24 protein-coding genes are annotated in these 21,855 nt (G+C 44.8%); 11 read left to right on the top strand and 13 right to left on the bottom strand.

Features of this window, described 5'->3' with window-relative positions; translation table 11 throughout:
- Window positions 1–30: 30 nt before the first annotated feature.
- Window positions 31–498, bottom strand: a complete 468-nt coding sequence (locus tag P5V12_RS17780; protein ID WP_316954443.1) for a thioredoxin family protein — start codon at window positions 496–498, stop codon at window positions 31–33.
- 120 nt (window positions 499–618) lie between these two features.
- Window positions 619–750: a hypothetical protein gene (locus P5V12_RS17775; RefSeq protein ID WP_316954442.1), complete on the bottom strand. Its 132-nt coding sequence runs from the start codon at window positions 748–750 to the stop codon at window positions 619–621.
- 195 nt (window positions 751–945) lie between these two features.
- Here P5V12_RS17775 and hisB point away from each other — a divergent pair, with 195 nt between their 5' ends.
- From hisB to hisF, 4 genes are all read left to right on the top strand, one after another.
- Window positions 946–1,539 (top strand): imidazoleglycerol-phosphate dehydratase HisB, encoded by a 594-nt coding sequence (gene hisB / locus P5V12_RS17770; protein ID WP_316954441.1) that lies wholly within the window; start codon window positions 946–948, stop codon window positions 1,537–1,539.
- A 49-nt stretch (window positions 1,540–1,588) separates the two neighbouring features.
- Window positions 1,589–2,245 (top strand): imidazole glycerol phosphate synthase subunit HisH, encoded by a 657-nt coding sequence (gene hisH / locus P5V12_RS17765; protein ID WP_316954440.1) that lies wholly within the window; start codon window positions 1,589–1,591, stop codon window positions 2,243–2,245.
- A gap of 84 nt (window positions 2,246–2,329) precedes the next feature.
- Entirely contained in the window at window positions 2,330–3,064 is a 735-nt protein-coding gene (gene hisA / locus P5V12_RS17760) for a 1-(5-phosphoribosyl)-5-[(5-phosphoribosylamino)methylideneamino]imidazole-4-carboxamide isomerase (RefSeq protein ID WP_316954439.1), read from the top strand.
- A gap of 47 nt (window positions 3,065–3,111) precedes the next feature.
- Window positions 3,112–3,885: an imidazole glycerol phosphate synthase subunit HisF gene (hisF, locus tag P5V12_RS17755; protein ID WP_316954438.1), complete on the top strand. Its 774-nt coding sequence runs from the start codon at window positions 3,112–3,114 to the stop codon at window positions 3,883–3,885.
- A 138-nt stretch (window positions 3,886–4,023) separates the two neighbouring features.
- Here hisF and P5V12_RS17750 read toward each other — a convergent pair whose 3' ends face one another.
- From P5V12_RS17750 to gpmI, 5 genes are all read right to left on the bottom strand, one after another.
- Entirely contained in the window at window positions 4,024–4,263 is a 240-nt protein-coding gene (locus P5V12_RS17750; protein ID WP_316954437.1) for a DUF6316 family protein, read from the bottom strand.
- A 333-nt stretch (window positions 4,264–4,596) separates the two neighbouring features.
- Window positions 4,597–5,376, bottom strand: a complete 780-nt coding sequence (locus P5V12_RS17745; protein WP_316954436.1) for a divergent polysaccharide deacetylase family protein — start codon at window positions 5,374–5,376, stop codon at window positions 4,597–4,599.
- A gap of 15 nt (window positions 5,377–5,391) precedes the next feature.
- Entirely contained in the window at window positions 5,392–6,756 is a 1,365-nt protein-coding gene (locus tag P5V12_RS17740) for a S41 family peptidase (RefSeq protein ID WP_410483344.1), read from the bottom strand.
- Between the two features lie 137 nt (window positions 6,757–6,893).
- The gene (locus P5V12_RS17735; RefSeq protein ID WP_316954434.1) at window positions 6,894–8,054 is read right to left on the bottom strand and encodes a murein hydrolase activator EnvC family protein; all 1,161 of its coding nucleotides are present in this window, start codon (window positions 8,052–8,054) and stop codon (window positions 6,894–6,896) included.
- 60 nt (window positions 8,055–8,114) lie between these two features.
- Window positions 8,115–9,659 (bottom strand): 2,3-bisphosphoglycerate-independent phosphoglycerate mutase, encoded by a 1,545-nt coding sequence (gpmI, locus tag P5V12_RS17730; RefSeq protein WP_316954433.1) that lies wholly within the window; start codon window positions 9,657–9,659, stop codon window positions 8,115–8,117.
- Window positions 9,660–9,907: 248 nt separating this feature from the next.
- Between gpmI and P5V12_RS17725 the strand changes: the two genes are divergently transcribed.
- On the top strand, window positions 9,908–10,318 hold the full coding sequence (locus tag P5V12_RS17725) for a rhodanese-like domain-containing protein (RefSeq protein ID WP_316954432.1): 411 nt from the start codon (window positions 9,908–9,910) through the stop codon (window positions 10,316–10,318).
- Window positions 10,319–10,404: 86 nt separating this feature from the next.
- The gene (gene secB / locus P5V12_RS17720; protein ID WP_316954431.1) at window positions 10,405–10,917 is read left to right on the top strand and encodes a protein-export chaperone SecB; all 513 of its coding nucleotides are present in this window, start codon (window positions 10,405–10,407) and stop codon (window positions 10,915–10,917) included.
- 336 nt (window positions 10,918–11,253) lie between these two features.
- Here secB and P5V12_RS17715 read toward each other — a convergent pair whose 3' ends face one another.
- Window positions 11,254–11,988: an NUDIX hydrolase gene (locus P5V12_RS17715; protein ID WP_316954430.1), complete on the bottom strand. Its 735-nt coding sequence runs from the start codon at window positions 11,986–11,988 to the stop codon at window positions 11,254–11,256.
- A 162-nt stretch (window positions 11,989–12,150) separates the two neighbouring features.
- Here P5V12_RS17715 and P5V12_RS17710 point away from each other — a divergent pair, with 162 nt between their 5' ends.
- Both P5V12_RS17710 and P5V12_RS17705 read left to right on the top strand, forming a co-directional pair.
- Window positions 12,151–12,618, top strand: a complete 468-nt coding sequence (locus P5V12_RS17710; protein ID WP_316954429.1) for a hypothetical protein — start codon at window positions 12,151–12,153, stop codon at window positions 12,616–12,618.
- 103 nt (window positions 12,619–12,721) lie between these two features.
- Window positions 12,722–13,600: a hypothetical protein gene (locus P5V12_RS17705; protein ID WP_316954428.1), complete on the top strand. Its 879-nt coding sequence runs from the start codon at window positions 12,722–12,724 to the stop codon at window positions 13,598–13,600.
- Here the strand turns inward: P5V12_RS17705 and P5V12_RS17700 are convergent.
- Window positions 13,590–15,242: a S8 family serine peptidase gene (locus P5V12_RS17700; protein ID WP_316954427.1), complete on the bottom strand. Its 1,653-nt coding sequence runs from the start codon at window positions 15,240–15,242 to the stop codon at window positions 13,590–13,592. The two genes, P5V12_RS17705 and P5V12_RS17700, sit on opposite strands and share 11 nt — an antisense overlap.
- 245 nt (window positions 15,243–15,487) lie before the next feature.
- On the opposite strand from P5V12_RS17700, the gene P5V12_RS17695 reads away from it, so the two are divergent.
- Both P5V12_RS17695 and P5V12_RS17690 read left to right on the top strand, forming a co-directional pair.
- Window positions 15,488–16,000, top strand: a complete 513-nt coding sequence (locus P5V12_RS17695) for an RNA polymerase sigma factor (RefSeq protein WP_316954426.1) — start codon at window positions 15,488–15,490, stop codon at window positions 15,998–16,000.
- 2 nt (window positions 16,001–16,002) lie between these two features.
- Window positions 16,003–16,749 (top strand): hypothetical protein, encoded by a 747-nt coding sequence (locus tag P5V12_RS17690; RefSeq protein ID WP_316954425.1) that lies wholly within the window; start codon window positions 16,003–16,005, stop codon window positions 16,747–16,749.
- 69 nt (window positions 16,750–16,818) lie between these two features.
- Here P5V12_RS17690 and P5V12_RS17685 read toward each other — a convergent pair whose 3' ends face one another.
- From P5V12_RS17685 to P5V12_RS17675, 3 genes are all read right to left on the bottom strand, one after another.
- Window positions 16,819–17,172 carry a cyclophilin-like fold protein gene (locus tag P5V12_RS17685; protein WP_316954424.1) on the bottom strand — a complete coding sequence of 118 codons (354 nt, stop codon included), beginning with the start codon at window positions 17,170–17,172 and terminating at the stop codon, window positions 16,819–16,821.
- A gap of 151 nt (window positions 17,173–17,323) precedes the next feature.
- On the bottom strand, window positions 17,324–17,863 hold the full coding sequence (locus P5V12_RS17680) for a cupin domain-containing protein (RefSeq protein ID WP_316954423.1): 540 nt from the start codon (window positions 17,861–17,863) through the stop codon (window positions 17,324–17,326).
- Window positions 17,864–17,913: 50 nt separating this feature from the next.
- Window positions 17,914–18,951 carry an alpha/beta hydrolase gene (locus P5V12_RS17675; RefSeq protein ID WP_316954422.1) on the bottom strand — a complete coding sequence of 346 codons (1,038 nt, stop codon included), beginning with the start codon at window positions 18,949–18,951 and terminating at the stop codon, window positions 17,914–17,916.
- Between the two features lie 168 nt (window positions 18,952–19,119).
- On the opposite strand from P5V12_RS17675, the gene P5V12_RS17670 reads away from it, so the two are divergent.
- Window positions 19,120–20,049: an AraC family transcriptional regulator gene (locus P5V12_RS17670; RefSeq protein WP_316954421.1), complete on the top strand. Its 930-nt coding sequence runs from the start codon at window positions 19,120–19,122 to the stop codon at window positions 20,047–20,049.
- 204 nt (window positions 20,050–20,253) lie between these two features.
- On the opposite strand, the gene P5V12_RS17665 is transcribed toward P5V12_RS17670, so the two are convergent.
- A complete protein-coding gene (locus P5V12_RS17665; RefSeq protein ID WP_316954420.1) occupies window positions 20,254–21,684 on the bottom strand; it encodes a multiheme c-type cytochrome in 1,431 nt (476 codons plus the stop codon).
- Window positions 21,685–21,855 lie beyond the last annotated feature (171 nt).

The following is a 21,855-nucleotide window of genomic DNA, read 5'->3' as shown; positions in this document are numbered from 1 at the left end:
TTTGGGGTGTAGGTTGTTTAGCTAGGTTTTTTATAGATTAGAAAGAAAAGCTTTGGTGTCAAATGTAAGTGGTAATCTGCGTACCAATGTGCCTTTGGTATCGAGAACGAGCAATGTAGGGAAGCCGGATACTTGATATTTTTGACTGAAAGCTTTACCCGCTTCTGTTTCGTATTCAATGCGGGTAAAAATATATTTTTGATTGATGGCTTGCTGCACATCGTTATTGCTCAGCACATTTTTGTCTAGTTTTCGACAGGCTGGACACCAAATTGCTGACATGTCCGCGAGTACCAGTTTATTTTCCTTGCGGGCTTTCTCAAGGGCTTGTTCCAGGGGTATTTCTGCCAGACCAGTTGCGTCGAAAGCCTGACGTCCCAAATAGGATTGCAATTTCACATTGGCGAAATAGGCGAGAAGTAATAGCACTCCAAAGCCAATCAGGCTGCGCCAGGGGTTCTTTTTATCTTCTTCGGGGTGGGAAGTCAGTTCTGTCATTCTCTCTATCACTGTTGAACATTACTAATAAGGCGATGTTTGCCAGCTATTGGTTGTGAAAGGTATGACAGTTACAGAGGGGGGTGAGTTCACCCCTCCGTATATAGAAGGGGATGGAGTTTAGTGTTCTTCTCCATGATCAATATGGGAATCGAGAACTTTTAGTAATACACCCGCAAGCGCGGCCACCACGACAATTGCGCCCATACTGCTGAGTAAGGCGATTCCTCCAAAAAATACTGCATCGTTCATGTAGTTAGCTCCTTTGTTATATCGTTATTTGATGAATATCGGATTAGGCTACCCTGTTTGAATTTTAGTCGGTTTGACGAGCGTCAATCAGGTGATTTGTAGTCAGAGTAAACATCTTTCCTAGCCCTTAGCGGCCCCTGCCCGCTATAATTGCCGGCCTATTGCCAAATGTAAGATAAATGAAGAGTTATGGTCATGGCTGAACGCAAAGCATCGGTCAAGCGAGATACGCTTGAAACCAAGATTTCCGTGAGCTTGAACCTCGATGGAGAGGGGAAAGCCGTATTTGATACTGGGGTGCCGTTTTTGGAGCACATGATGGATCAAATCGCCCGTCACGGTTTGATTGATCTGGATGTAACCTGCGATGGTGATACCCACATCGATGACCATCACAGTGTCGAAGATATCGGCATTACACTCGGACAAGCGATGAAAGAAGCTGTCGGAGACAAACGAGGCATTCGCCGTTATGGCCATGCCTATGTTCCTCTGGACGAAGCCTTGTCCAGAGTGGTTATCGATTTTTCCGGCAGACCCGGCTTGGTAATGAATGTTCCCTTTACTCAAAAACGTATCGGATCATTTGATACTGAGTTGTTCTCTGAGTTTTTCCACGGTTTTGTCAACCATGCCCAGGTAACCTTGCATATCGATTGTTTACGCGGTGCGAATGCGCACCACCAGATTGAAACGGTATACAAGGCATTTGGCCGCGCCCTGAGAATGGCTTTGGAAGTTGACCCGAGACTGGGTGGTGCCATGCCATCAACCAAGGGAACGCTATAGTTAGTTAAGAGAGAGCCGCAGTGTTCTTTCCCTGTCGTGATTTTTTCATATGAGTAAAAAGAAATTAGCAGTGATTGACTACGGAATGGGTAACCTCCATTCCGTGGCCAGTGCCGTAGCCCATGTTGCGCCGGAATTAACCGTTACTGTGACCAGTGACCGGAAAGAAATTGCGGATGCTGATTCGGTTATTTTCCCTGGTGTCGGTGCCATTCGTGATTGCATGGCGGAGATTCGCCGTCTGGAATTCGATAAGGCCGTGAAAGAGTACATCGATTCCGGTAAACCCATTCTGGCAATCTGTGTGGGTATGCAGGCGCTGATGGAATTTTCTGAGGAGAATGACGGTGTTGAGTGCTTGGGTGTATTTAAAGGGCAAGTCAAAAACTTTGCCAATAACTCACAATTTCAGCAGTCCTCTGAACGGCTAAAAGTGCCCCATATGGGTTGGAATAACGTCGAGCATAGGCTTGATCACCCGTTGTGGGACGGTATCGAAAACAATGGTCGGTTTTACTTTGTACATAGCTATTATGTCGAGTTAGCAGATACTGCTTGTCAGGCGGGCACCAGCGATTATGGTCTGACGTTTACTACGAACATTGCCAGCGGCAACGTTTTTGCCGCGCAATTCCACCCTGAAAAAAGTCATACCAATGGCCTTAAGCTATTGGAAAACTTCGTCTCTTGGGATGGCAAATTTTAAAACGCTATTTGCAATGGTTTTGTCTTTCACGAATATGTTCGAAGCTATAAATACCATTGCTTGATAAAAACGGGAGTGCTTTGGGTGATTATTATCCCTGCAATTGATTTAAAAGACGGTGCTTGTGTCAGATTGAAGCAAGGCATTATGGAGGATTCGACGGTTTTCTCTGACGATCCTGTTTCCATGGCAAAACGATGGGTGGATGCGGGTTGTAGACGTTTGCACTTAGTTGACCTAAACGGCGCTTTTGCCGGTGAACCCGTAAACGGTGGTGTGGTAACGGCGATTGCGAAAGCCTATCCTGACCTTCCTATTCAAATTGGTGGTGGTATCCGTTCGGCAGAGACCATCGAGTACTATCTGAATGCTGGTGTGAGCTACGTCATTATCGGGACCAAAGCGGTCAAAGAACCAGAATTTGTGACAGAGATGTGTAAGCAATTTCCAGGTCACATCATTGTTGGTTTGGATGCGAAAAATGGTTTGGTCGCGACAGATGGTTGGGCGGAAGTTTCGACCACCAAAGCAACGGACCTGGCCAAGCGTTTTGCTGATGACGGCGTCAGTTCTATCGTTTACACGGATATTGCCAGAGATGGCATGATGCAGGGGGTGAACGTAGATGCCACAGTGGAAATGGCCGAGGCTTCGCCTATTCCGGTTATTGCATCGGGTGGTATCACCAATATGGATGATATTCGTGCGCTACAGGCAAAATCCTCTTCTGGAATCATGGGGGCAATTACTGGTCGTGCGATTTATGAAGGCACTCTGGATGTTGCTGAAGCACAAACCTACTGCGATTCTGAATCCTAGAAACCAAGAACAAACCCGCTTAGCGAAGTTATTTTGAGTAAAGTGTTATGGCATTAGCGAAACGTATTATTCCCTGTTTGGATGTTGATAAAGGGCGCGTGGTAAAAGGCGTGCAGTTTGTTGATATTCGGGATGCCGGTGACCCGGTAGAAGTGGCAAAACGCTACAACGAGCAAGGGGCTGATGAAATTACGTTTTTGGATATTACCGCCAGTCATGAAGACAGAGACACAACGGTACACATTGTCGAGCAGATAGCTGCCGAGGTTTTTATACCTTTGACAGTTGGTGGGGGTATTCGTGAGTTGTCTGATATTCGAAATATGTTGAACGCGGGTGCAGATAAAGTTTCGATTAACTCAGCGGCGGTGAAGAACCCTGAGTTCGTGAAAGCGGCTGCGGAACGCTTTGGCTCGCAATGCATTGTCGTCGCCATTGATGCAAAAAAAGTCAGCAAGGAAGGTGAGCCGGACAAGTGGGAGATCTTCACTCACGGGGGGAGGAAACCAACCGGCATTGACGCTGTTGAGTGGGCCAAAAAAATGGTGGATTACGGTGCAGGCGAAATACTGCTGACCAGTATGGATTGCGACGGCACTAAAAATGGATTTGATTTGGGTGTGACCAAAGCTATTAGTGATGCCGTATGTGTACCAGTGATTGCCTCTGGTGGCGTTGGTGACCTTAGCCATTTGGTTGATGGAGTCAAATTGGGCGGAGCAGACGCTGTGCTGGCGGCCAGTATTTTCCATTTTGGTGAGTACTCTGTACCCGAAGCAAAAAAATATATGCAAGAGCAGGGGATTGAAGTCCGCTTGTAATACGCGTGGTTTTGGCTTGGCTGGCAAGAATGAAATCGCTCGAACGATTGAGCAAATAATTTAGCCTGGGGATACTATTCAGATAGAATTAAGGCCAGACATCGTGTCTGGCCTTAAAGAATACTGGGTCGCGTTTGATTAAGCTGCTGCTCGACCGTAGCGCGTTAATGTTTGAACGATAGAGGGTTCTGCGTGAATAATAAAATCGATAAAGTCGCTGGCACCGGTTTCCGCTTCGCTTAGTGAGTCGAATGGGCCAATATCAACACCTTCTCGTGTACTGTAATACCAGTAATTACCTTTTTGAAAGTATCGACTGTTTCGATTTGGTAGTGCAACTCCGTCTTCACCGTTTCTGTTCATAACATCTTCTCTCATTACAACTTCCTTTAAGTGTTCTGCTAAAGCATCTAGGTTTCGAGCTTCGGCACCCCTATGTCAGTATTTTTGACACCAACAGCGCCTCGATAATTGGGTGTAAGTGTTAAGTCCTTGAAAACACTATACTTTTTAGAAAGAATTACTTTTTTTGAATTCTGTCACGTTTTCGTATAGCTATTTTTGTGCCAATACACACCCCGGTACCGAGACCGCTGATCAAATTATAGGCTTGTGATTCAATCCTGCAGTTGTTTTTGGTCTTAAATGTGATGCTTGTCACATAAAGAGTGTGAATTGCTCGATAGGTGGGGCGGAGTGGGGTTTGAACGGTCAGGATGCTGGAGGCGTATGAATATAATCGAGAAGTTCGGAAACTTTTAATAGTTCGAAGCCCTCATTTTTTAATTGGGGAATTTCCTGCTGTAGGATTTCCAGCGTCAGCTTGTGTGGGTGCCCTATGGCGATGGCGTGGCCGTGTTTACGTGCTTTATTTTTTAAGCGTGTTATTTGATGTCTAATGGATTCAGCATCCAGGGTATTGTCGAGGAATACGTCGCGAGAGGCGTAGTTTAAATCCAGATAGGCGGCAGCATGAGCAGCCTGGCTGTTGATCGAAGTACGGCTATCAATGAAATACAGCTGGTCGGCTTTAAGCCGCTCCATAACCCAGGTCATCGGTGCTAACCGCTCTGTAAGCTTGCTTCCTCCGTGATTGTTAACACCTGCTACGTTAGGAATATTCCTTAGCATGTCATCCAGTTTCTGTTGAATTTCCTGGCGAGACATATTTTCCTTTAACCCATTTTCCCAAGGTCTGTTTCCAGAAATTTCCATCGGTGCATGGAGCATGATTTCTATGTCCAGATCGTGTGCGTTTTGCGCCAGGTCCACACCGTAGGGAGTAAATGGAATGACAGATAAAGTGACTGGTTGCGGGAGTTTGAGGGTTTGTTGTCCTTCAGAAAGCAGGTAGCCTATGTCGTCAATGATGATCGCGATTTTAGGCGCTGTTACTTCTGGGGCTATGGGGCCAAGGTTCGTTGCTTTCGCCACCGTACACAAAAGTAGTGCGATGGCGAGCAAAAGTCGCGTCAATAAACGTTGCTGCATGGTTTACTTAAATAGCTATTGCGCGTCTTTATTGATGTCAACGTTGTTGTCGCCGTCAACCGCATCGCTGGTTTGTTCCTGCTCAGGGGTTGATGTTTGCTGGCTAAGCAAGTGAATACCTTTTAATATATTTAAGGCTTCGTATAGCTGGCTGTCCCGATTAAATAATTCCTGCGCAGATTCCTCTGCTTTTTTGTCTTTTGACTGAATATCTTTTCCGCCCTTGGCGTTTTTGATATGCCCAGACAGATCTGCTTCACTGACCCCGTTACGCTTTTGTACGGCGGTTACTCGAACCCGTTCAACCGTTATATCAGGAATGATACCCTGAGCCTGTATTGAGCGTCCCTTTGGTGTGAAGTAAAGCGCGGTTGTGATTTTTACGTTTTTGGTTTCAGTCACGGGAATAATCGTTTGTACTGAGCCCTTGCCGAAACTCTGGGTGCCTATTAATAGTGCTCTTCTGTGATCCTGTAGAGCGCCGGCAACAATTTCGGAAGCTGATGCGGAGCCACCATTAATGAGTACAACGATCGGTAAACCCTGACTGATATCTCCAGGAGATGCCGTGTATTCCGTGTTGGAGTTGGCTATACGTCCTTCGGTGTAAACAATTTTTCCTGATTGCAAAAACAGGTCAGATACTTCCACCGCTGCTTGTAATAGTCCACCGGGATTATTGCGCAGGTCTAACACCAAGCCTTTTATATCGGCATTTTTTTCCTGTAGTTTGGCCAGACCATTTTTGACATCATCCGCTGTTCGAAGCTGGAACTGAGCGATACGAATATAGGCGAAATCATCTTCGATGAGTTTTGAATTAACACTTCGGACTTTTATTGTGTCGCGAGTGATTTTTATATCGAATGGCTTATCAACCCCTTCTCTGACAATGGTTAGAATAATGTCTGAGCCTTTGGGGCCTCGCATTTTCTTAACCGCTTCGTTTAGGGTGAGTCCTTTTACGGTGATGCCGTCGAGTTTAATAATTAAGTCTCCGGCTTCTACGCCAGCGCGCGCTGCAGGGGTGTCGTCGATTGGGGATACGACGCGAACAAAGCCTTCATCCATGCCTACTTCAATTCCGAGGCCTCCGAATTGGCCTGTAGTATGTTCCTGGAGTTCCTTTGAGGATTCCTCATCCAGGTAGGCTGAATGGGGATCCAGTTGTTGAAGCATTCCACGAATAGCATATTCAAGTAATGTTTTATCGTCGATTTCCTCAACGTAGGCGTTACGAATATGGTCGTATGCTTTGGTAAAGACTCGTAGATCTTCGAGGGGCAATACGCTGACTTTTTCAGTTTGAGCGGGTGGTGTTGGTTCCCCTGCTTCATCATCTTGTGCGACGTCTGACTGTGAACAAACACTTAGTCCCATCAATAGGCCGACCATTACAATGAAAAAAGCCGGTGTTTGTTTTGTTGTAAACCAAGCCATGATTGTTATAACCCCAATTGTGCCACTTAGCTGTGTTTATCTAAGTGTATAAGAATAATCGCTTTATCGTTTAACTCTTATGCTGATTTAATCCAATATTTTGGATTTGTTGGTTTGCCGTTGCGTCTTAGTTGGAAATATAACGCGGCCTGGTCGAGGCCTCCACTGTTTCCAACCGATGCAATGGTTTCGTTGGCTTCCACCCATTCCCCGATTTCTTTATACAGAGTCTGGTTGTGTGCATAGAGCGACATAAAACCTGAACCGTGATCAATAATAATCAAGAGTCCGTGACCACGAAGGTAATCTGAAAAAACAATGCGTCCGTGATGGATGGCTTTGACCGGTGCGCCGGCTTTGGCATCGATCATCAACCCTTCCCAGAGAAGTTGGCCATCTGCTCTGCGGGAACCATACTGGTGCTTGATTCGACCTTGGGTTGGCCATGGAAGTTTCCCTTTCAAGCTGACAAAACTGGATTTCGCGCCTGGTACATCGATATCTTCTATTAATGATGTAACTTGATTTAGGAGCCGTTCCAGGCGATCCCTGTCTTTATGTAAAGCCTCGAGTTTTTGCCCTTTGCTGCTGATATTCTGGGTTAGTTTGGCAATAGTTGCCTGTCGCTGGTTTTGAGCACTGGCGAGTTGGTCTCGCTTTTTCTTAAGATCGTTGTAGTTTTGTTGTAGCTTTTGTGCCTCGTAGGCAATCTCGGGTTCGATTGTATTGATACGCTCAATCGTATCGGTGTAGTCAGAGATAATTTGTGCTCTGGCTTTAACCAGATAATCGTAATATTTCAGGTTGCGGGCGACAGTTGTCGGGTCCTTTTGGTTGAGCAGTAATCGAATATTGGACTGGGTTCCCAAACGGTATGCGGCATTAATATGCTGAGATACCTGGTTTTTCTGAGATGTTTTTTTTTGATTCAGCTGGCTTCGTTCATCGCGCAGTGAGTCCAGGTTAGATTGGCTATCCTTCACCTTTTGTTGAAGCTTTTCTGCCTTTTGGTTTAGCTGGCCAATTTCCTTTTCGGTTTTTTCCAGGCTTTTTAGTACCTCATCGCGACTGGATTTGGTTTTTTCCAGCTCTGCTTTTAGCTCGTTAATTGAGCGTTTTAATCTTTCGAGACGAACTTTATCCTGCTGCTCGTCCGCATGACACGGCGATATCCCCGCGATGAATAGCGCGAGTATTATCAGTAGTGGACGGAATATGTGTGTGTTGATCGAATGCATGGCCACAAGTGTAACCTGACATTGTGAAATTGTAAGCTCCCTCCTTGGAGCTAGAGGAATTTATTTCCGGGAGATTAAGCTTTTTCCTGTCATTTCAGCAGGTTGCTCAACATTCAGTAGGTCCAGAATAGACGGTGAAATGTCGGCCAAACCACCTTCCAGTAAACTGATATCTTTATTGCCTACATAGGCGAGAGGAACTGGTAGGGTTGTATGTTGAGTATGTTTTTGGCCTGAAACATCGTCAAACATTTCTTCGACGTTACCGTGGTCAGCAGTGATTAACGCTTCCCCACCGACTTTTTCCAATGCCGCAAACACTTTTGCCAAACATGCATCAACCGCTTCAACCGCTTTAACTGCTGCATCAAAGTCACCGGTATGGCCAACCATATCGCAGTTTGCGTAGTTACAGATAATCGCGTCATATTTGCCTGACTCGATAGCCTCAACCAGCTTGTCTGTTACTTCCGGTGCACTCATTTCTGGCTGGAGATCATAAGTTGCAACCTGAGGTGAAGGAACCAGAATGCGATCTTCGCCTTCATATAGTGATTCCTGACCACCACTAAAGAAAAAGGTAACGTGGGCATATTTTTCGGTTTCTGCGATACGAAGTTGTTTTTTGCCTGCTTTTGAAACCACTTCACCAAATGAGTTAACAATATCTTCTGGTGGAAATGCGCAAGGGGTCTTGATATCGGCGGAGTATTCAGTGGTCATCACAAAGTCAGCCAGCTTGGGTCTGAAACTGTGGACGAATCCGTCAAAGTTCTCGTCGACAAATGCATTGGTGATTTGACGTGAGCGGTCAGGGCGGAAGTTCATGAAAATAACAGAGTCACCATCTTCCATTGGTGCGCCCTTACCATTTTCGTCAGTGATTACCGTGGCTTTTACGAATTCATCGTTTTCATCTCGCTCATACGCAGCTTCCAGCGCATCTACTGCTGAAGATGATGCAAACTCAGCTTTGGCGGAGGCCAGCAAATCGTATGCCGAGTGGACTCGATCCCAGCGGGAGTCACGATCCATTGCGAAATAACGTCCGCAAATACTAGCGGTTCTGCCTACGCCTAACTCGCGGAATAGAGTTTCAGCTTTCTCCAGAGATTCTTTCGCGCTGCGTGGTGGCACATCACGGCCATCAAGAAGTGCATGGAGGTAAATCTTTTTCACACCGCGCTGTGCGGCCATTTTCACCATGGCAAACATGTGTTCTTCATGACTGTGAACGCCGCCGGGAGATAGTAGCCCTAGAATATGGACGGCTTTTCCTGCGTCTTTGGCTTTGTCTATCGCGTCAACGTAAACTTTGTTGGTGAAAAAGTCGCCGTCTTCTATGGCCTTATTGATGCGAGTGTAGTTCTGATATACCACCCGGCCAGCACCTAGAGTCATGTGGCCAACTTCAGAGTTACCCATTTGACCTTCCGGTAAACCAACAGCAAGGCCAGAAGTGCCGATTAGCGTTTTTGGTGCGGAGGCCCACACTTTGTCCCATGTTGGCGTTTTTGCTGCACGGATAGCATTGTATTTATCGGTTTCCGAATAGCCAAAACCATCCAAAATAATGAGAGCGACGGGTTTACTTACATCAGTCATAGCGTTTCCTGTGTGTTAACGGAGGGCCGAATAAGGTACGGCAAATTCGAATGGCCGGTATTTTACGCGCTTTGCAGTCGCTACTCCAATGGCATATCGATGACATTCCATTGATATCAAATATTTTTTTGACATAGCTTGGATAAACCTTAGAACAGATCTTAGTCAATTGGAGGGGACAAATTCACGTCGTGATCGTGTATACTCGCCGCTCTCAAAATATGTATGTTATGTAAGGGTATCCGCCTGTGGATTGGACATTATTTATTGCTGAACAATGGGTATTGTTGAGTATTCTGGCTGTTTTGGTTGCGGCTCTGGTTTTTGTTGAGGGCAAACGTGGTGGTGAGACCTTGTCTTACCACGAGATGACCCGGTTATTTAACGATGACCAGGCATTACTTCTGGATGTGAGAGAATCAAGCGAGTTTTCCGGTGGTCATATTGCTCATGCCATTAATATCCCGCATACGAAACTGGCAAACCAGCTAAGCCAGTTGGAAAAGCACAAAAGTAAAACCGTTGTAGTGATCGATAAAATGGGTCAACACTCCGGGGTGGCTGCTAAAACCCTAAAAGAGAATGGCTATCAGGCAGCGAGATTGCAAGGCGGTATGACCGAATGGCAATCACAAAATCTTCCGGTAGTGAAAGCGTAGGGGCTTGATAAACCGGTGTTGACCCCCAACTTGATGGGTAAACGCATTATTAGATTATTTATATTCAAGAATACAAAGGCCAAGTCATGTCTGAAGAAAATACTCCTGTAGAAGAAAACCAAGCCGCCGGTGGCAATGCTAATGTGCCTCAATTTGCGCTCCAGAAAATTTATGTAAAAGACATGTCTTTCGAGGCGCCGGGAGTTCTGGAGTCCTACCCTGAGTGGAAGCCAAAAGTCGAACAGGATCTAAATACAGAAGTCGGCAAAATCAAGGAAAACCTGTTCGAGGTTATCTTGAAATTGACTGTAACTGTGAAGCCTGCAGAAGATAAAACCGCTTTCCTGTGTGAAGTGCATCAGGCCGGTATTTTCTTTGTTGATGGGGTTGAAGGAGTTCAGTTACAGCACCTGTTAACATCCGCTGCTCCACAAATTCTTTTCCCTTATGCTCGCGAAGCAATTGACAACATGACTGTCCGTGGAGGTTTCCCTCCGTTGGCTTTGCCTCCGATTAACTTTGATGCAATCTTTGCCAAAGCCATGCAAGAAGCTCAAGCTAAGGCAGAAGCTGAGCAGCAGGGCGAAAAAGCCCATTGATTCCCCTCATTGGAATTCAAAAGACCGGCTTAGGCCGGTTTTTTTATGCATGGAAAATGGTTGTAATGCAATCTCTGTACGTGAGCGCTTTTTATTTTCTGTTTTGAAATAAAAATGCAATCGTGGGGTGGTGTTCAGTTTGCTATATAAATGATAAATAATTGAATATGCAGGAAATTGGCTGCAAGGAATTATTAAAAGAAAAATAACTCGCCAACTAAAAAATATTCAGCTGATGTTGAGCGATATTGAAGGCGAGAAAAATCAAGAGTATCGATTCTAGGCTAATCCATGTAATCCGGGGCTTGTTCTAAAGCCCCGTTCTTTGTGTTTCCGCTAAATAAAAATCTCTTTCACGTTACTTCTGGACAAGCTCATATCAAACGTTATGTTGTTGAGCCCAGGATTGGTATATGCCTGTTCGATAATTTTCCTGTTGAGTGGTGAGTTTATTTCGTCCTGAATAAAATCATCCATAGATACCCACTTGGCTTCAAGTACTTCTTCTGTATCTTGTATGGCAATTTCATTGGTTAGAGCGGAAAGCTTGCATACGACATATATATTAGCGTTGTTGAATTTGTAGGGGTAGCCCGCGAGGAAGCCTGAGACTGATCGAAATTCACTGTCTACGCCGGTTTCTTCTTTAATTTCACGTATGACTCCTTGACGAATGGTTTCTCCTGCTTCAAGTATTCCGCCTGGTAATTTATACCCTTTATAAACGGAGTTTCTTTCTCGTATTACCAGGATTTCCTTGTTTGCATTGATTACCATGCCGCCGACGCCAACCGTGTGAGTGGGGGCAAAAGGTGCATAAGCATTTGGAGTAAGACGTTTGATCAGGGTGATTTCTGTTTCATGGCAGTTGTGAAAAACAAACCCGAGCGCTGTCGCGCAATGTATATATTTTGATTGATTTATTGGTAGGGTTAGCCAGATGAGTTTTTTATCTTTTTTCTCCCATAGGTTTATTTCCTCTATGAGATTTTTAGAAAATGATTCAAGGGTTATTTCTTTTTCGATATTGCATATCTCGATACCGTGAAATTCATTTTCAATAATTTTCATATTTTTTATCCGGATGGGAATTTTTTTTAATTTGCGCTTTTATTCGGAATTTTGCCTGTTTAATTAAACAAAAGTACGGTTAACGAAATGTGAAACTTCTATTGGAATAATTTTATTTTATAGTTCGTCAAGGGAGTGTAGTTTCACCCAGAGGAATACTTTATGACAATAAAAAATCTAATAGTGGTTTCGTTTTTTGTACTTTCCGCTAGTTTATTAGCAAGCCCATCCTTTTCGCAAGATGATATTGATGTAATCCGTAATGCGGAAGAAGATGCGGTTGCAGAATTGGATTCTGATGATGTCGACGACGATCTAGATGATGATGACGAAGCGGAAGACGAAGCGGAAGACGAAGCGGAAGACGAAGCGGAAGACGAAGCGGAAGACGAAGCAGAAGACGAAGCAGAAGACGAAGCAGAAGACGAAGCAGAAGACGAAGCAGAAGACGAAGCAGAAGACGAAGTAGAAGATGACGTTGAAGACGAAGTAGAAGATGACGTTGAAGACGAAGTAGAGGATGACGTTGAAGACGAAGTAGAGGATGACGTTGAAGACGAAGTAGAAGATGACGTTGAAGACGATGTGGAAGATGAGGTTGAAGAAGAAGTAGAGGAATCTACTATCTAGCGGTTGACAGCTGAGATTGTAAAATTTGTGCTCAAATAACTTGTGACCTTGGAGGGAGACTAATTACAATGATTGGTCTCTCTCGTTTTTTGTATATGATGTAATGAATAGATTTATTGTTCGGGCGTTATCCCTGTTTGCACTTGTGAGTGTTTACTCTTTTGCCGAGGAGGAAGAAACAGGTTATTTTTTCGATTTAGAGTTAGGGGCAAAGTACTATTCGGATATCGTTATAGACGACACTGGTGAGCGCTCAAATGAGGCTGATTATGCGACGTGGAGCGCATTCGCAGTTGAATATAAGAATGAAATGGAGCATCGCAATGTTAGTCTGAAATATCGTGTTTCGGACAAGCGTTTTGATACACAAACCCAGTACGATACCCAAATGCATATTGCTACAATTCAGGGTGATTATCGGCTGGCTGATATTCGTTTTGGTCTATCCTATCGAGAGATTTATACTCTTACCGATGGGACGGAATTCCTAAAAGCTTCCCAGATTTCTCCCTTCGCTTCCTCCTTTGTTTCAAAGCATAATTTTCTGCGTGGAGCCTTTATTTACGAAGATAAAAGGCTGGATAACTATAAAGCCAAAAGCGGAAATAAGACGGCACTAACCATGGACTGGTATTATTTTTTCGGTGGTTTCAAAAGTTACTTGGTCACAGGTTATAAATACCGTGATTTTAGTGCGAATGACCCAGTAAATTCCTATGTGTCGCAACGGGGAAAGCTGCGTTATAGTAAGCGGTTGGGAAAGCACAAGCTTTCAGCGGGTGTGAAAGCGGAAAATCGCAGTTACTCCGAAGTTTCCGGTAATTCAGAAGACCGTTACGATTATGAGATGGAGTGGGAGTATCGAATTACATCTCATATAAAGTGGGCGACCGAAGTTCAGTACGAAGAGCGCAGTTACTCTGATGGCAGCCCCGGTGAAACAGAATATATAGCTTCAAGTATTGTTAAACTTAATTTTTAGGTTTGTTCCCCTGAATCAGGCCAGAGCCGTACACGTGATCTCTGCCTGGTTCGCCGAGATCGATAACCTGTTCCTGTAATATTTTTTCTTTCTGATTGGGGTTGCTGGCTAGAAGGGCGCTGACAAAGGGTGTTGCAAAGGAAGTTCCTGAAGAGCTGGTGTAGCCTCCGCCTACTTGTGCGTGGGCGATATCCATTCCTGGCGCAGCAATATCCACATGCTTGCCTCTTCCTGCCAGTCGATATACCTTGTTTGTTTTGGGTGAAACGCCTGTAACGCCAATAACATCTTCATAGGCAGCAGGGTACACAGGTGCGGATGTTGGACCGTTATTTCCAACAGCGGCCACTATGGTTGTGCCTTGCCGTATAGCCTTTTTAACCGCAGTTTCAAGTAGCGAGTTTGCTGGCCCGCATAGGCTTAAATTGATGATTGGGACTTTATTGCTAACCAGCCAGTCAATTGCCTGAATAATTGCCAGCGTTGAGGTGGTTTCCCCTTTTTTCGGATGATTAAAGAACACCGATGCCGAATATATTTTTGCCTTTTTTAAAAGACCTTGATAGTTGTTCGACTGGCCGCAAAGAATGGATGTGACTGCGGTTCCGTGTTCCATGGGTTGTTTGCCGCGAATAAAACTTTTTTGAATGATTTCGCAGTTAGTAAATGCGGCGTGCTGTGCGTCGACGGCGGTATCGATGATGCCAATCGGGTTGTTTGTATTTTCTGTAATATGCAATAACTGATTGGGATGATAGCTGGCAGGCAATATCTCGGTCGTTTTTGTTGCGGAGTTATTGCTATAAAGATGGTTTCTATCAATCACAAGTGATTCGATTTCTTTTTCGCTGGTGAGCTGGATTTTCCCTTCGGAGAGCTTGAGAGCATCTGAAGTGGATAGCTTTCCCAGTACCATATCCAGTCCGCTCAAGCGTCTATGCTCGATGAAACGAAAGCCGCTTTTTTCGAGTTTTTCAATGCTTTCTTCTTCGACCAGAATTAACCATTCTCCCTTTATGCTTTCCTCTCCGTCTTCATCTAGAATCAGGTCAATATCAGTTATTGGCTGGTCATAAATGAAATGATCGAGGTCTTCGCTGTCTTGCTCGTCAAGGTCGGAATCATCGTCTAGATCCTGTTGGTTATTGTCTCCGTCCAGATCTGATTCTATATCTTCGACTTCATCTTCCAGTAGATCGTCGTCGCTGACTTCGTTATCCACGGAATCTTCTGTTTCCTCTTCGATATCATCGTCGAGTTCCTCCGCCAGATCCCCTTCGAGTTCCTGCTCAAGATCGTCTTCCAGAGTTTCTTCCGTTTCCTGATCAACGGATTTTTCGATATCGTTCTCTAATTCCTCTTCTAATTCGGCTTCAATAGAATCTTCTATGTCGGATTCGGCTTCTTGTTCCACCGCCGCTTCTATTTCATCATCAAGCTCTTCTTCTACCTGAGCCTCAATATTGTCTTCCACCTCCTGTTCCGTGGCTTCATCTATTGCCTGGTCCAGCTCGCCACTAATCTCGTCCTCTACGGTCTGTTCTACCTGGTTTTCAATGGTTTGTTCTATCTCCCGCTCAATATCGTCGTCCAGGTCATCCGCCTCATCGTCGTCGTCATCATCTTGAGCATAGGCAGGCATTACGGGACTTACCGCGAGTATGAGCGAGGTTGTACCGAGGAATAGCACGGATAAAAGCAGTGCCCGCAGGAGGATTGTTTGGTATTTCACAGTGTTTTTGTACCGCTTGAATCTGATAATTGTGTGCCAGTATAGATATTTCTTGGTCGTCTATAAATAGAATACGATCACAAGACTTTATATATTCCCAGGAATAAAAGAAGTAAGTCGGTCGTTTAAATAATAAGAACAATGAGGAGTTATTCATGGGAATAGGAGACGATGTTCCGCGCGAGGACATTGTTAAGGTATTACCTAGATTGCGCAGATTTGCTTATTCACTTACATCGGACTATGACGACGCCGATGACCTTGTACAGCGAGTTGTTGAAAAAGTACTGAAGCGCCGGGTTCCAGAAAACGCAGATTTACTGCGTTGGTGCTACCGTGTGTGCAAAAACCTATGGGTGGATGAGATTCGCTTTAGAGATGTGAGACGTCGTGCCATTGATGAAAAATGGTTGGATGTACCTGAAGCGGTCAATGGTGAAGCCGAAATGATTGGCTGGCTGGATGCAAAAAAAATACGGGCGGTCATGGACAAGCTGCCAGAACGTCAGCGGTTAACAGTAAGTCTGATCACCATTGAAGGAATGAGCTATGCTGAAGCGGCAGAGTTTTTAGAAGTGCCAGTGGGGACGATAATGAGTCGATTAAGTCGAGCCCGGCAGGAATTACATAGAAGGCTGGTCGAGCATCGATTAGCCGCAGGAGAATAAGCATGATAGATGATGAATTGCTATCGGCGTATCTTGATGGGGAGCTTTCTGAGCATGAAGAGGCGCAATTACAAAAGCGTCTGGTAGCAGATCAGTTGCTTCGTGAACGTTTGCAAGAGCTCAGTATTATTGATGTTTATGTGAATCGAGCCTTTGATGACATCAATGATCAACCGGTACCTGATAGCTTAACCCAACTGATGACTACCCCGTTCATCTCTGAGCGTTTGGTTCGGTTTGTGCCCACTATTATTGCCCAGCAGCCTGTGCGTGCACTTGCTGCCAGTGTTTTGGTTGGTCTTATGGTTGGCATATCGTATTTAAATATTTTTTCATCCGTGGATTCTCCGTCCGATCAGATCGCAGATATTCGTAGCTGGATTGAGGGTGATACTTTAGGTGGCTTACTTGAGCAAACAAGCTCAAATCAGACTGTCTCATTCGAGCAGGGTGCCAGTTTTCATGCGGTATTAAGTTACATCTCTAAAGATGGCCGCCCTTGTCGAGAGTTTAAACTGTCCAAACAAGGCAAGACGGGGCATGGTGTGGCCTGTCGTTTCGAGCAAGAACAGTGGCAGGATGAACTCTTTATTGTTGAGGCCGTTGCAGTACCTACGGATGGCTATACTCCAGCTTCTGGGCAGGCTGTGTCCATTGTTGATGCATATATTGATAATGATATTAGAAGCATCGCCTTAAACGCTGCTGAAGAAAAAACGCTTATAGATAATCAGTGGCAAATGAACTGATTTACTTTACCGCCATTCATATGAAAAGCCATTTGCATGCAAATGGCTTTTTTATTTAATCCTTATATTTCATTCTGCTCGCTGAATGATTACTTTCATCTTGCCGGGTTGTTTTAGCAAGTCTATGCCGGATTCTATCCTGCCTAAGCGAATGAGTCCCTTTGCATGGCCAAAATGACGATAAAAAATAGCCAGGTTCCCCCAGGGGGCGTAATAGGTAATATCCCCTGCTTGGGGGGTAATCCCTTCCGGTGCGCCGTCGACAGGTAAGCGCTGTGGTAAGTCGCTTATTTTTTCGGTCTGATTGTAGTCATTTAAGGTTAGCGTTAAAGGCAGTAAAGAGATAAACGATTTTGAGGTTGCGTTATCGTAGAGGTCTGCCGTGACCTGTGTGTTATTAATCAGGATGAATACTTTCGTCATCGATTCCTTCTTCTCCTCTGCCGGCTTAGGTGGTGTCTCTCCCGATAGGCTGGTCAAACTAAAAAACAACAACACGCTAGTGAGGCCATGTATCAATAACGCTCTGTATTTAGTCTTTCTCGGGCAAACTATACGGGTCGAAAACATGGGCTTATTCCAGGTACTGTGCGTTTGTAACAGGTTCTAGCCAATCTACATTTTTGCCATTTAGTTTTTCCTGTACAGCAATATGGCTCATGCCTGTGTTACTGGTCGCGCCGTGCCAATGCTTGTGTCCTGGTGGGCACCATATTGTATCGCCAGCATTGACGACCACTTTGGTTTCTCCCTCGCATTGCGTCCAGCCCTGTCCGGCAGTCACAATCAGTAGTTGTCCAAGAGGATGTGTATGCCAGTTGGTGCGGGCTCCGGGTTCGAAAGTAACGAGTGCGGATGTAATTCGTGATGGCTCCTGAGCCTGTAAAAGAATGGGGTCTATACGTACATCACCGACAAACCAGTCTTCAGGGCCTTTAATAGAGGCTTGTGAGCCATTTTTTATTAGTATCATCTTTTTCTCCTGAGTTTCGTTTTTTGTTTCTGCGATAACTGGGCCGGATACAATGCTCAGGCCATATAGAACACAAATAATTGCGAAATGAATTACCGATTTTGATGGACGCACAAAAGGGAAAATTGAGTAATGGGTCATCGTTCTTTTTCCTTTCAGTAAAATAAAACATAGCCATGAAAAAATGTTGTTTAATTTTTCTCGTTCAGGTGTTGGTTGAAAAAAGATTCCAACTTACTCCACGGAATAACGTTTATTCCGTCATATAAATCTACGTGTCCAACACCGGAAACCAAAAACAGCTCTTTGGGTTCGGCCGCACGTTGGTAGGCGTCTTCGCTAAATTCCAGAGAGTGTGCTTTCTCTCCGGCAATAAACAACAAGGGGCGAGGTGAAATCGTCTCAATATCATTAAAGGGGTAAAAATTCATAAACTTGGTATTACTGGTTAATGTCGGGTGTGTAGTGAGTTCGGGGGAGGAATTCTCCGGTGTAAATTTGCCCCTCGCTGTGCGATAAAAATCGTAAAACTCTTTGGCGATGGGGTGTGAGTTTTCGTCAATTTCATGGGGAGAACCGCCGGTGTATTGTATTTTTCCCCCGGAAAATTCCACATATCGTTGTTCGGCGGCCTCAGCGATGATGTGCTTGCGCTGATCAAGGGATAATGACTTGCCGTACATGTGTCGGCTAAATGTGCCCATATCGTACATACTCACGGTGGCAATGGCTTTTATACGCGGGTCGATTTTGGCTGCACTAATGAGGAATCCGCCGCTGCCGCATATTCCGATACCACCGATTCGATTTCGGTCTACTGCACTGTGACTGCCCAGATAGTCGACAGCAGCACTGAAGTCTTCGGCATAAATATCTGGAGATACCGCATTGCGGGGCTCGCCTTCGCTTTCGCCCCAGAAAGATAAATCCAGGGATAGCGTGATAAATCCGTGCTCCGCCATTTTTGTCGCGTATAAATTAGCGCTTTGCTCTTTTACTGCTCCCATTGGGTGGCCGACGACAAGTGCGGGTTGTTGACTATTGGGGACAATATTTTTAGGGATGAATAGATTACCCACTACATTCATTTTGTATTGGTTTTTAAAAGAAACTTTCTGCTTGATAACCTGATTACTGGTATAGAAATTATCTGATCCGATTGACATATCAGTCTCCGCAAAAGTGAATGCACTAATAAAGATCCCAAGTAACGTGATGAGTTGTTTCATGAGGTTGTCCTTGGCGTATGATTGATACAGTTATTCTCCTGCGTTGCTGCAGAATATCGTTAGAGTAATCCACTTGAATTCTTGCCTAATCCTCTTGGTGTCCATCTTTTTGGTAGCGAACTCCAATATCTGCATATAGAGTTTCCTTTGAGGAGGTATAGAAAGCCTATGGTTAAAAAACGGGACTACAGTGAACAGCTCTGCCCATTGCAGCAGGCGATGTCCAGAGTTATCTCTAATTGGGTCGAAGGGCCTGATGACTGGGCTACGCCAGTTCCGAACTTGGGTTTTTTCAGACGGGAAGAGCTCACGGAGCCATGTTTTTGCCTTATTGAACCAAGCGTGGTGTTAGTTGTGCAGGGGACAAAGCAAATTCTGGCGGGCAATGAAGTATTTCCTTATGACACATCTAATTTTCTGATTACATCGTTAGATTTACCGGCTAAATCGCAAGTGTTGGATGCGAGCCCTCATAACCCTTGCCTGGGGTTAGTCTTAAAGTTGGATATTCGCATTTTGGCGGAGTTGATCGCGCAGAGCGGTTTACTGCATCAGCGAGAGCAGGCATCCGGAATGAGCATCGGATTAGGAGCGATGACGCCGGCGATTATGGAGCCGTTAAAACGTCTGCTTGACCTGATGGATGAACCTGAGGCGATTGATGTGTTATCTCCCATTATCCAGCGGGAAATACACTACCGATTACTGTTGAGTGACCAAGGTTCCTTGTTGCGGCATATTGCCTCGGTGGATAGCCAGGGACATCGAATCGCCAAGGCTGTCGATTGGTTGAAAGGAAATTTTGCTTTGCCACTTCGTGTTCAGGAACTGGCTGCTAGAGTTCAGATGAGTACACCAACGTTCCATCATCATTTTCGACAACTTACTGCTATGAGCCCATTACAGTATCAAAAATGGTTGAGATTGAATGAAGCAAAACGACTGATGATTAACGAGCATATGGATGCGTCCAGTGCTGCCTTTAACGTGGGATATGAAAGTCCTTCGCAATTTAGTCGAGAGTACAGTCGGTTGTTTGGCATGCCGCCAAAGAGAGATATACAGGAAATGCGCCGCCGTGCAGATGGTATCGGATAGAGATCAAAGCGTATGGTGTTCTGGTTTTTGGCAGTGGAAAGTTGACGTGCATACAGGATTTGTCTGGGTGCATTAGTTCAATATTATTCGGGAATAAATCGTGTTGCCTCTACAGGTTAATGCCCAATTAAATGAGCACCTTATACGGGTGCTCTGGACGAAAATGTATCTGAACTCATGCTATTTAATATGGTTTTTCACGTATTAATGAGTTGCTAAGTTCTGTTCTTGAAAAATGGTTGTACTAACCTGGGTTAGTTTGACTATTTCCACTTTGATTTTATTGGGTCCGACTATCTTGTCTACGAGATATTGCGAGAACGGCCAATAATATAAATCGGCAGTGATTGTTAGAGGGAAAGAAATGTCGTTGTGTTCTATTTCGCTGACGTATTCAACATCCATATGTCCCATCGGTAAAATACGTGTGTCGGATAGAATACGGTCTGCTTCCCATACGTTAATATCCACTTCCTGATTGTTTTTGTCCCCCAATACCGCTTTGAAATTTTTCGTTCCTTTTTCTGTGTGGCCGTCTTTAACTTGACCAAGGCGATAAATAGTTTTTCCGTTGGCATCCTTAACTTGATAATCAATCCATATTTCTCGGCCTTCTGGAAACCCTGTTGGTAGTTTGTGCCCGGCACCAATATTGGTGACACGTATTTTTGTACGCAGCGAGTAATTACCAAGTTGTGTCTCTGTGATTTCCATCTTGGCCGAACTTCTTAGCATCTCTCTGGCTTTTTCTGCCATCCCTTCATTGCCGAAGTGGGTATGTAATGTGGAGTTACCGCCGGAAAAATAATGCGAAGCTACGCTTTCTCTTTCTTTTCCCATAATCGCTGATTTCACCATTTTAGCTTCCGGTTTCATATGGCAATCCTGGCATTCAATACCTTGAGCGTTGTAAATACTGTCTCGCCACTCATCGTAAGTACGCTCAACTGCAAGCTGATTAAAAGGATGGGTGACGTTATGACAGGTTGCGCAAAATTCCGATTTAGTATGCAGCTCGGAATACGCTGTGTCGTGGTAAGGTGATTGAGCATCACTGCGGGGGCCGAATTTAAGCGGCCTACCGTATTTTTTTGGCGTGAGAACATAGGCCCCGTTGCCGTTGCCGTTTGATGCAGACATGTTGTGGCAGCTTTCGCAATCCACACCTGGGCTATGGGCTTTGTCTTGACCTACTGCGACAGCGTTGCCTGTCGTGAGTCCGATAGGGGTATGGCAGCCTATGCAGAAGTTATCGATAGCGCCATTTGTCGCTTTGCTCGCCATCTCTAATAAGGATCGGTAAATCGGGTCTTCCCAGGATTTTGCCATAACGGAATTTTGCCATTGGGAATAGATTTCCTGATGGCAGCCGGCGCATGTTTCAGTTTTTTCAAAAGCATGTTCTGGCATTGGGTTAGCAGACGCCTTGGCTCTGGAAGGGAAAAAAGGCGCTTTTTCGTCTTTTTCTATCAATTGTGTATCCAGGCCATTAATGTTTAAAGGAATCTCAACAATTCCTGGTGTGGATGAAGAGTGTTGCGCGTCGGAAGCTTTGTTTTCTGCCCAGGTTTTGTTGCATAAGACAATGCATAAAAAAATAATGACAGTCACCCGTATAGAAAGTAGTTGTTTCATTTTATCTCTCCAGATTTTTTTAATTATTATTTCTCTCGATGGATGAGCTTGGATTTAGCCATCCTGAACTGTGGTTTGAGATGTCGTTTTTTATAGTTGTTAAATTAGTTTTTTCTTATTTTTATTTCTGGTGCGTTGTCAATAGTAATGGATTTTAATGAAGATTAGACA

It is taken from the genome of Teredinibacter sp. KSP-S5-2 (genome assembly GCF_032773895.1).
In the GTDB taxonomy this organism is placed as follows: domain Bacteria; phylum Pseudomonadota; class Gammaproteobacteria; order Pseudomonadales; family Cellvibrionaceae.
This window is presented reverse-complemented; position numbering and strand designations above follow the sequence as displayed.

What these genes read in the sequence shown, in the direction of transcription:
- P5V12_RS17780 (WP_316954443.1), bottom strand. Translation starts at nt 498, where the DNA reads ATGACAGAACTGACTTCCCACCCCGAAGAAGATAAAAAGAACCCCTGG.
- P5V12_RS17775 (WP_316954442.1), bottom strand. Translation starts at nt 750, where the DNA reads ATGAACGATGCAGTATTTTTTGGAGGAATCGCCTTACTCAGCAGTATG.
- hisB (WP_316954441.1), top strand. Translation starts at nt 946, where the DNA reads ATGGCTGAACGCAAAGCATCGGTCAAGCGAGATACGCTTGAAACCAAG.
- hisH (WP_316954440.1), top strand. Translation starts at nt 1,589, where the DNA reads ATGAGTAAAAAGAAATTAGCAGTGATTGACTACGGAATGGGTAACCTC.
- hisF (WP_316954438.1), top strand. Translation starts at nt 3,112, where the DNA reads ATGGCATTAGCGAAACGTATTATTCCCTGTTTGGATGTTGATAAAGGG.
- P5V12_RS17750 (WP_316954437.1), bottom strand. Translation starts at nt 4,263, where the DNA reads ATGAGAGAAGATGTTATGAACAGAAACGGTGAAGACGGAGTTGCACTA.
- P5V12_RS17745 (WP_316954436.1), bottom strand. Translation starts at nt 5,376, where the DNA reads ATGCAGCAACGTTTATTGACGCGACTTTTGCTCGCCATCGCACTACTT.
- P5V12_RS17740 (WP_410483344.1), bottom strand. Translation starts at nt 6,756, where the DNA reads ATGGGACTAAGTGTTTGTTCACAGTCAGACGTCGCACAAGATGATGAA.
- P5V12_RS17735 (WP_316954434.1), bottom strand. Translation starts at nt 8,054, where the DNA reads ATGCATTCGATCAACACACACATATTCCGTCCACTACTGATAATACTC.
- gpmI (WP_316954433.1), bottom strand. Translation starts at nt 9,659, where the DNA reads ATGACTGATGTAAGTAAACCCGTCGCTCTCATTATTTTGGATGGTTTT.
- secB (WP_316954431.1), top strand. Translation starts at nt 10,405, where the DNA reads ATGTCTGAAGAAAATACTCCTGTAGAAGAAAACCAAGCCGCCGGTGGC.
- P5V12_RS17715 (WP_316954430.1), bottom strand. Translation starts at nt 11,988, where the DNA reads ATGAAAATTATTGAAAATGAATTTCACGGTATCGAGATATGCAATATC.
- P5V12_RS17710 (WP_316954429.1), top strand. Translation starts at nt 12,151, where the DNA reads ATGACAATAAAAAATCTAATAGTGGTTTCGTTTTTTGTACTTTCCGCT.
- P5V12_RS17705 (WP_316954428.1), top strand. Translation starts at nt 12,722, where the DNA reads ATGAATAGATTTATTGTTCGGGCGTTATCCCTGTTTGCACTTGTGAGT.
- P5V12_RS17700 (WP_316954427.1), bottom strand. Translation starts at nt 15,242, where the DNA reads ATGCCTGCCTATGCTCAAGATGATGACGACGACGATGAGGCGGATGAC.
- P5V12_RS17695 (WP_316954426.1), top strand. Translation starts at nt 15,488, where the DNA reads ATGGGAATAGGAGACGATGTTCCGCGCGAGGACATTGTTAAGGTATTA.
- P5V12_RS17690 (WP_316954425.1), top strand. Translation starts at nt 16,003, where the DNA reads ATGATAGATGATGAATTGCTATCGGCGTATCTTGATGGGGAGCTTTCT.
- P5V12_RS17685 (WP_316954424.1), bottom strand. Translation starts at nt 17,172, where the DNA reads ATGACGAAAGTATTCATCCTGATTAATAACACACAGGTCACGGCAGAC.
- P5V12_RS17680 (WP_316954423.1), bottom strand. Translation starts at nt 17,863, where the DNA reads ATGACCCATTACTCAATTTTCCCTTTTGTGCGTCCATCAAAATCGGTA.
- P5V12_RS17675 (WP_316954422.1), bottom strand. Translation starts at nt 18,951, where the DNA reads ATGAAACAACTCATCACGTTACTTGGGATCTTTATTAGTGCATTCACT.
- P5V12_RS17670 (WP_316954421.1), top strand. Translation starts at nt 19,120, where the DNA reads ATGGTTAAAAAACGGGACTACAGTGAACAGCTCTGCCCATTGCAGCAG.
- P5V12_RS17665 (WP_316954420.1), bottom strand. Translation starts at nt 21,684, where the DNA reads ATGAAACAACTACTTTCTATACGGGTGACTGTCATTATTTTTTTATGC.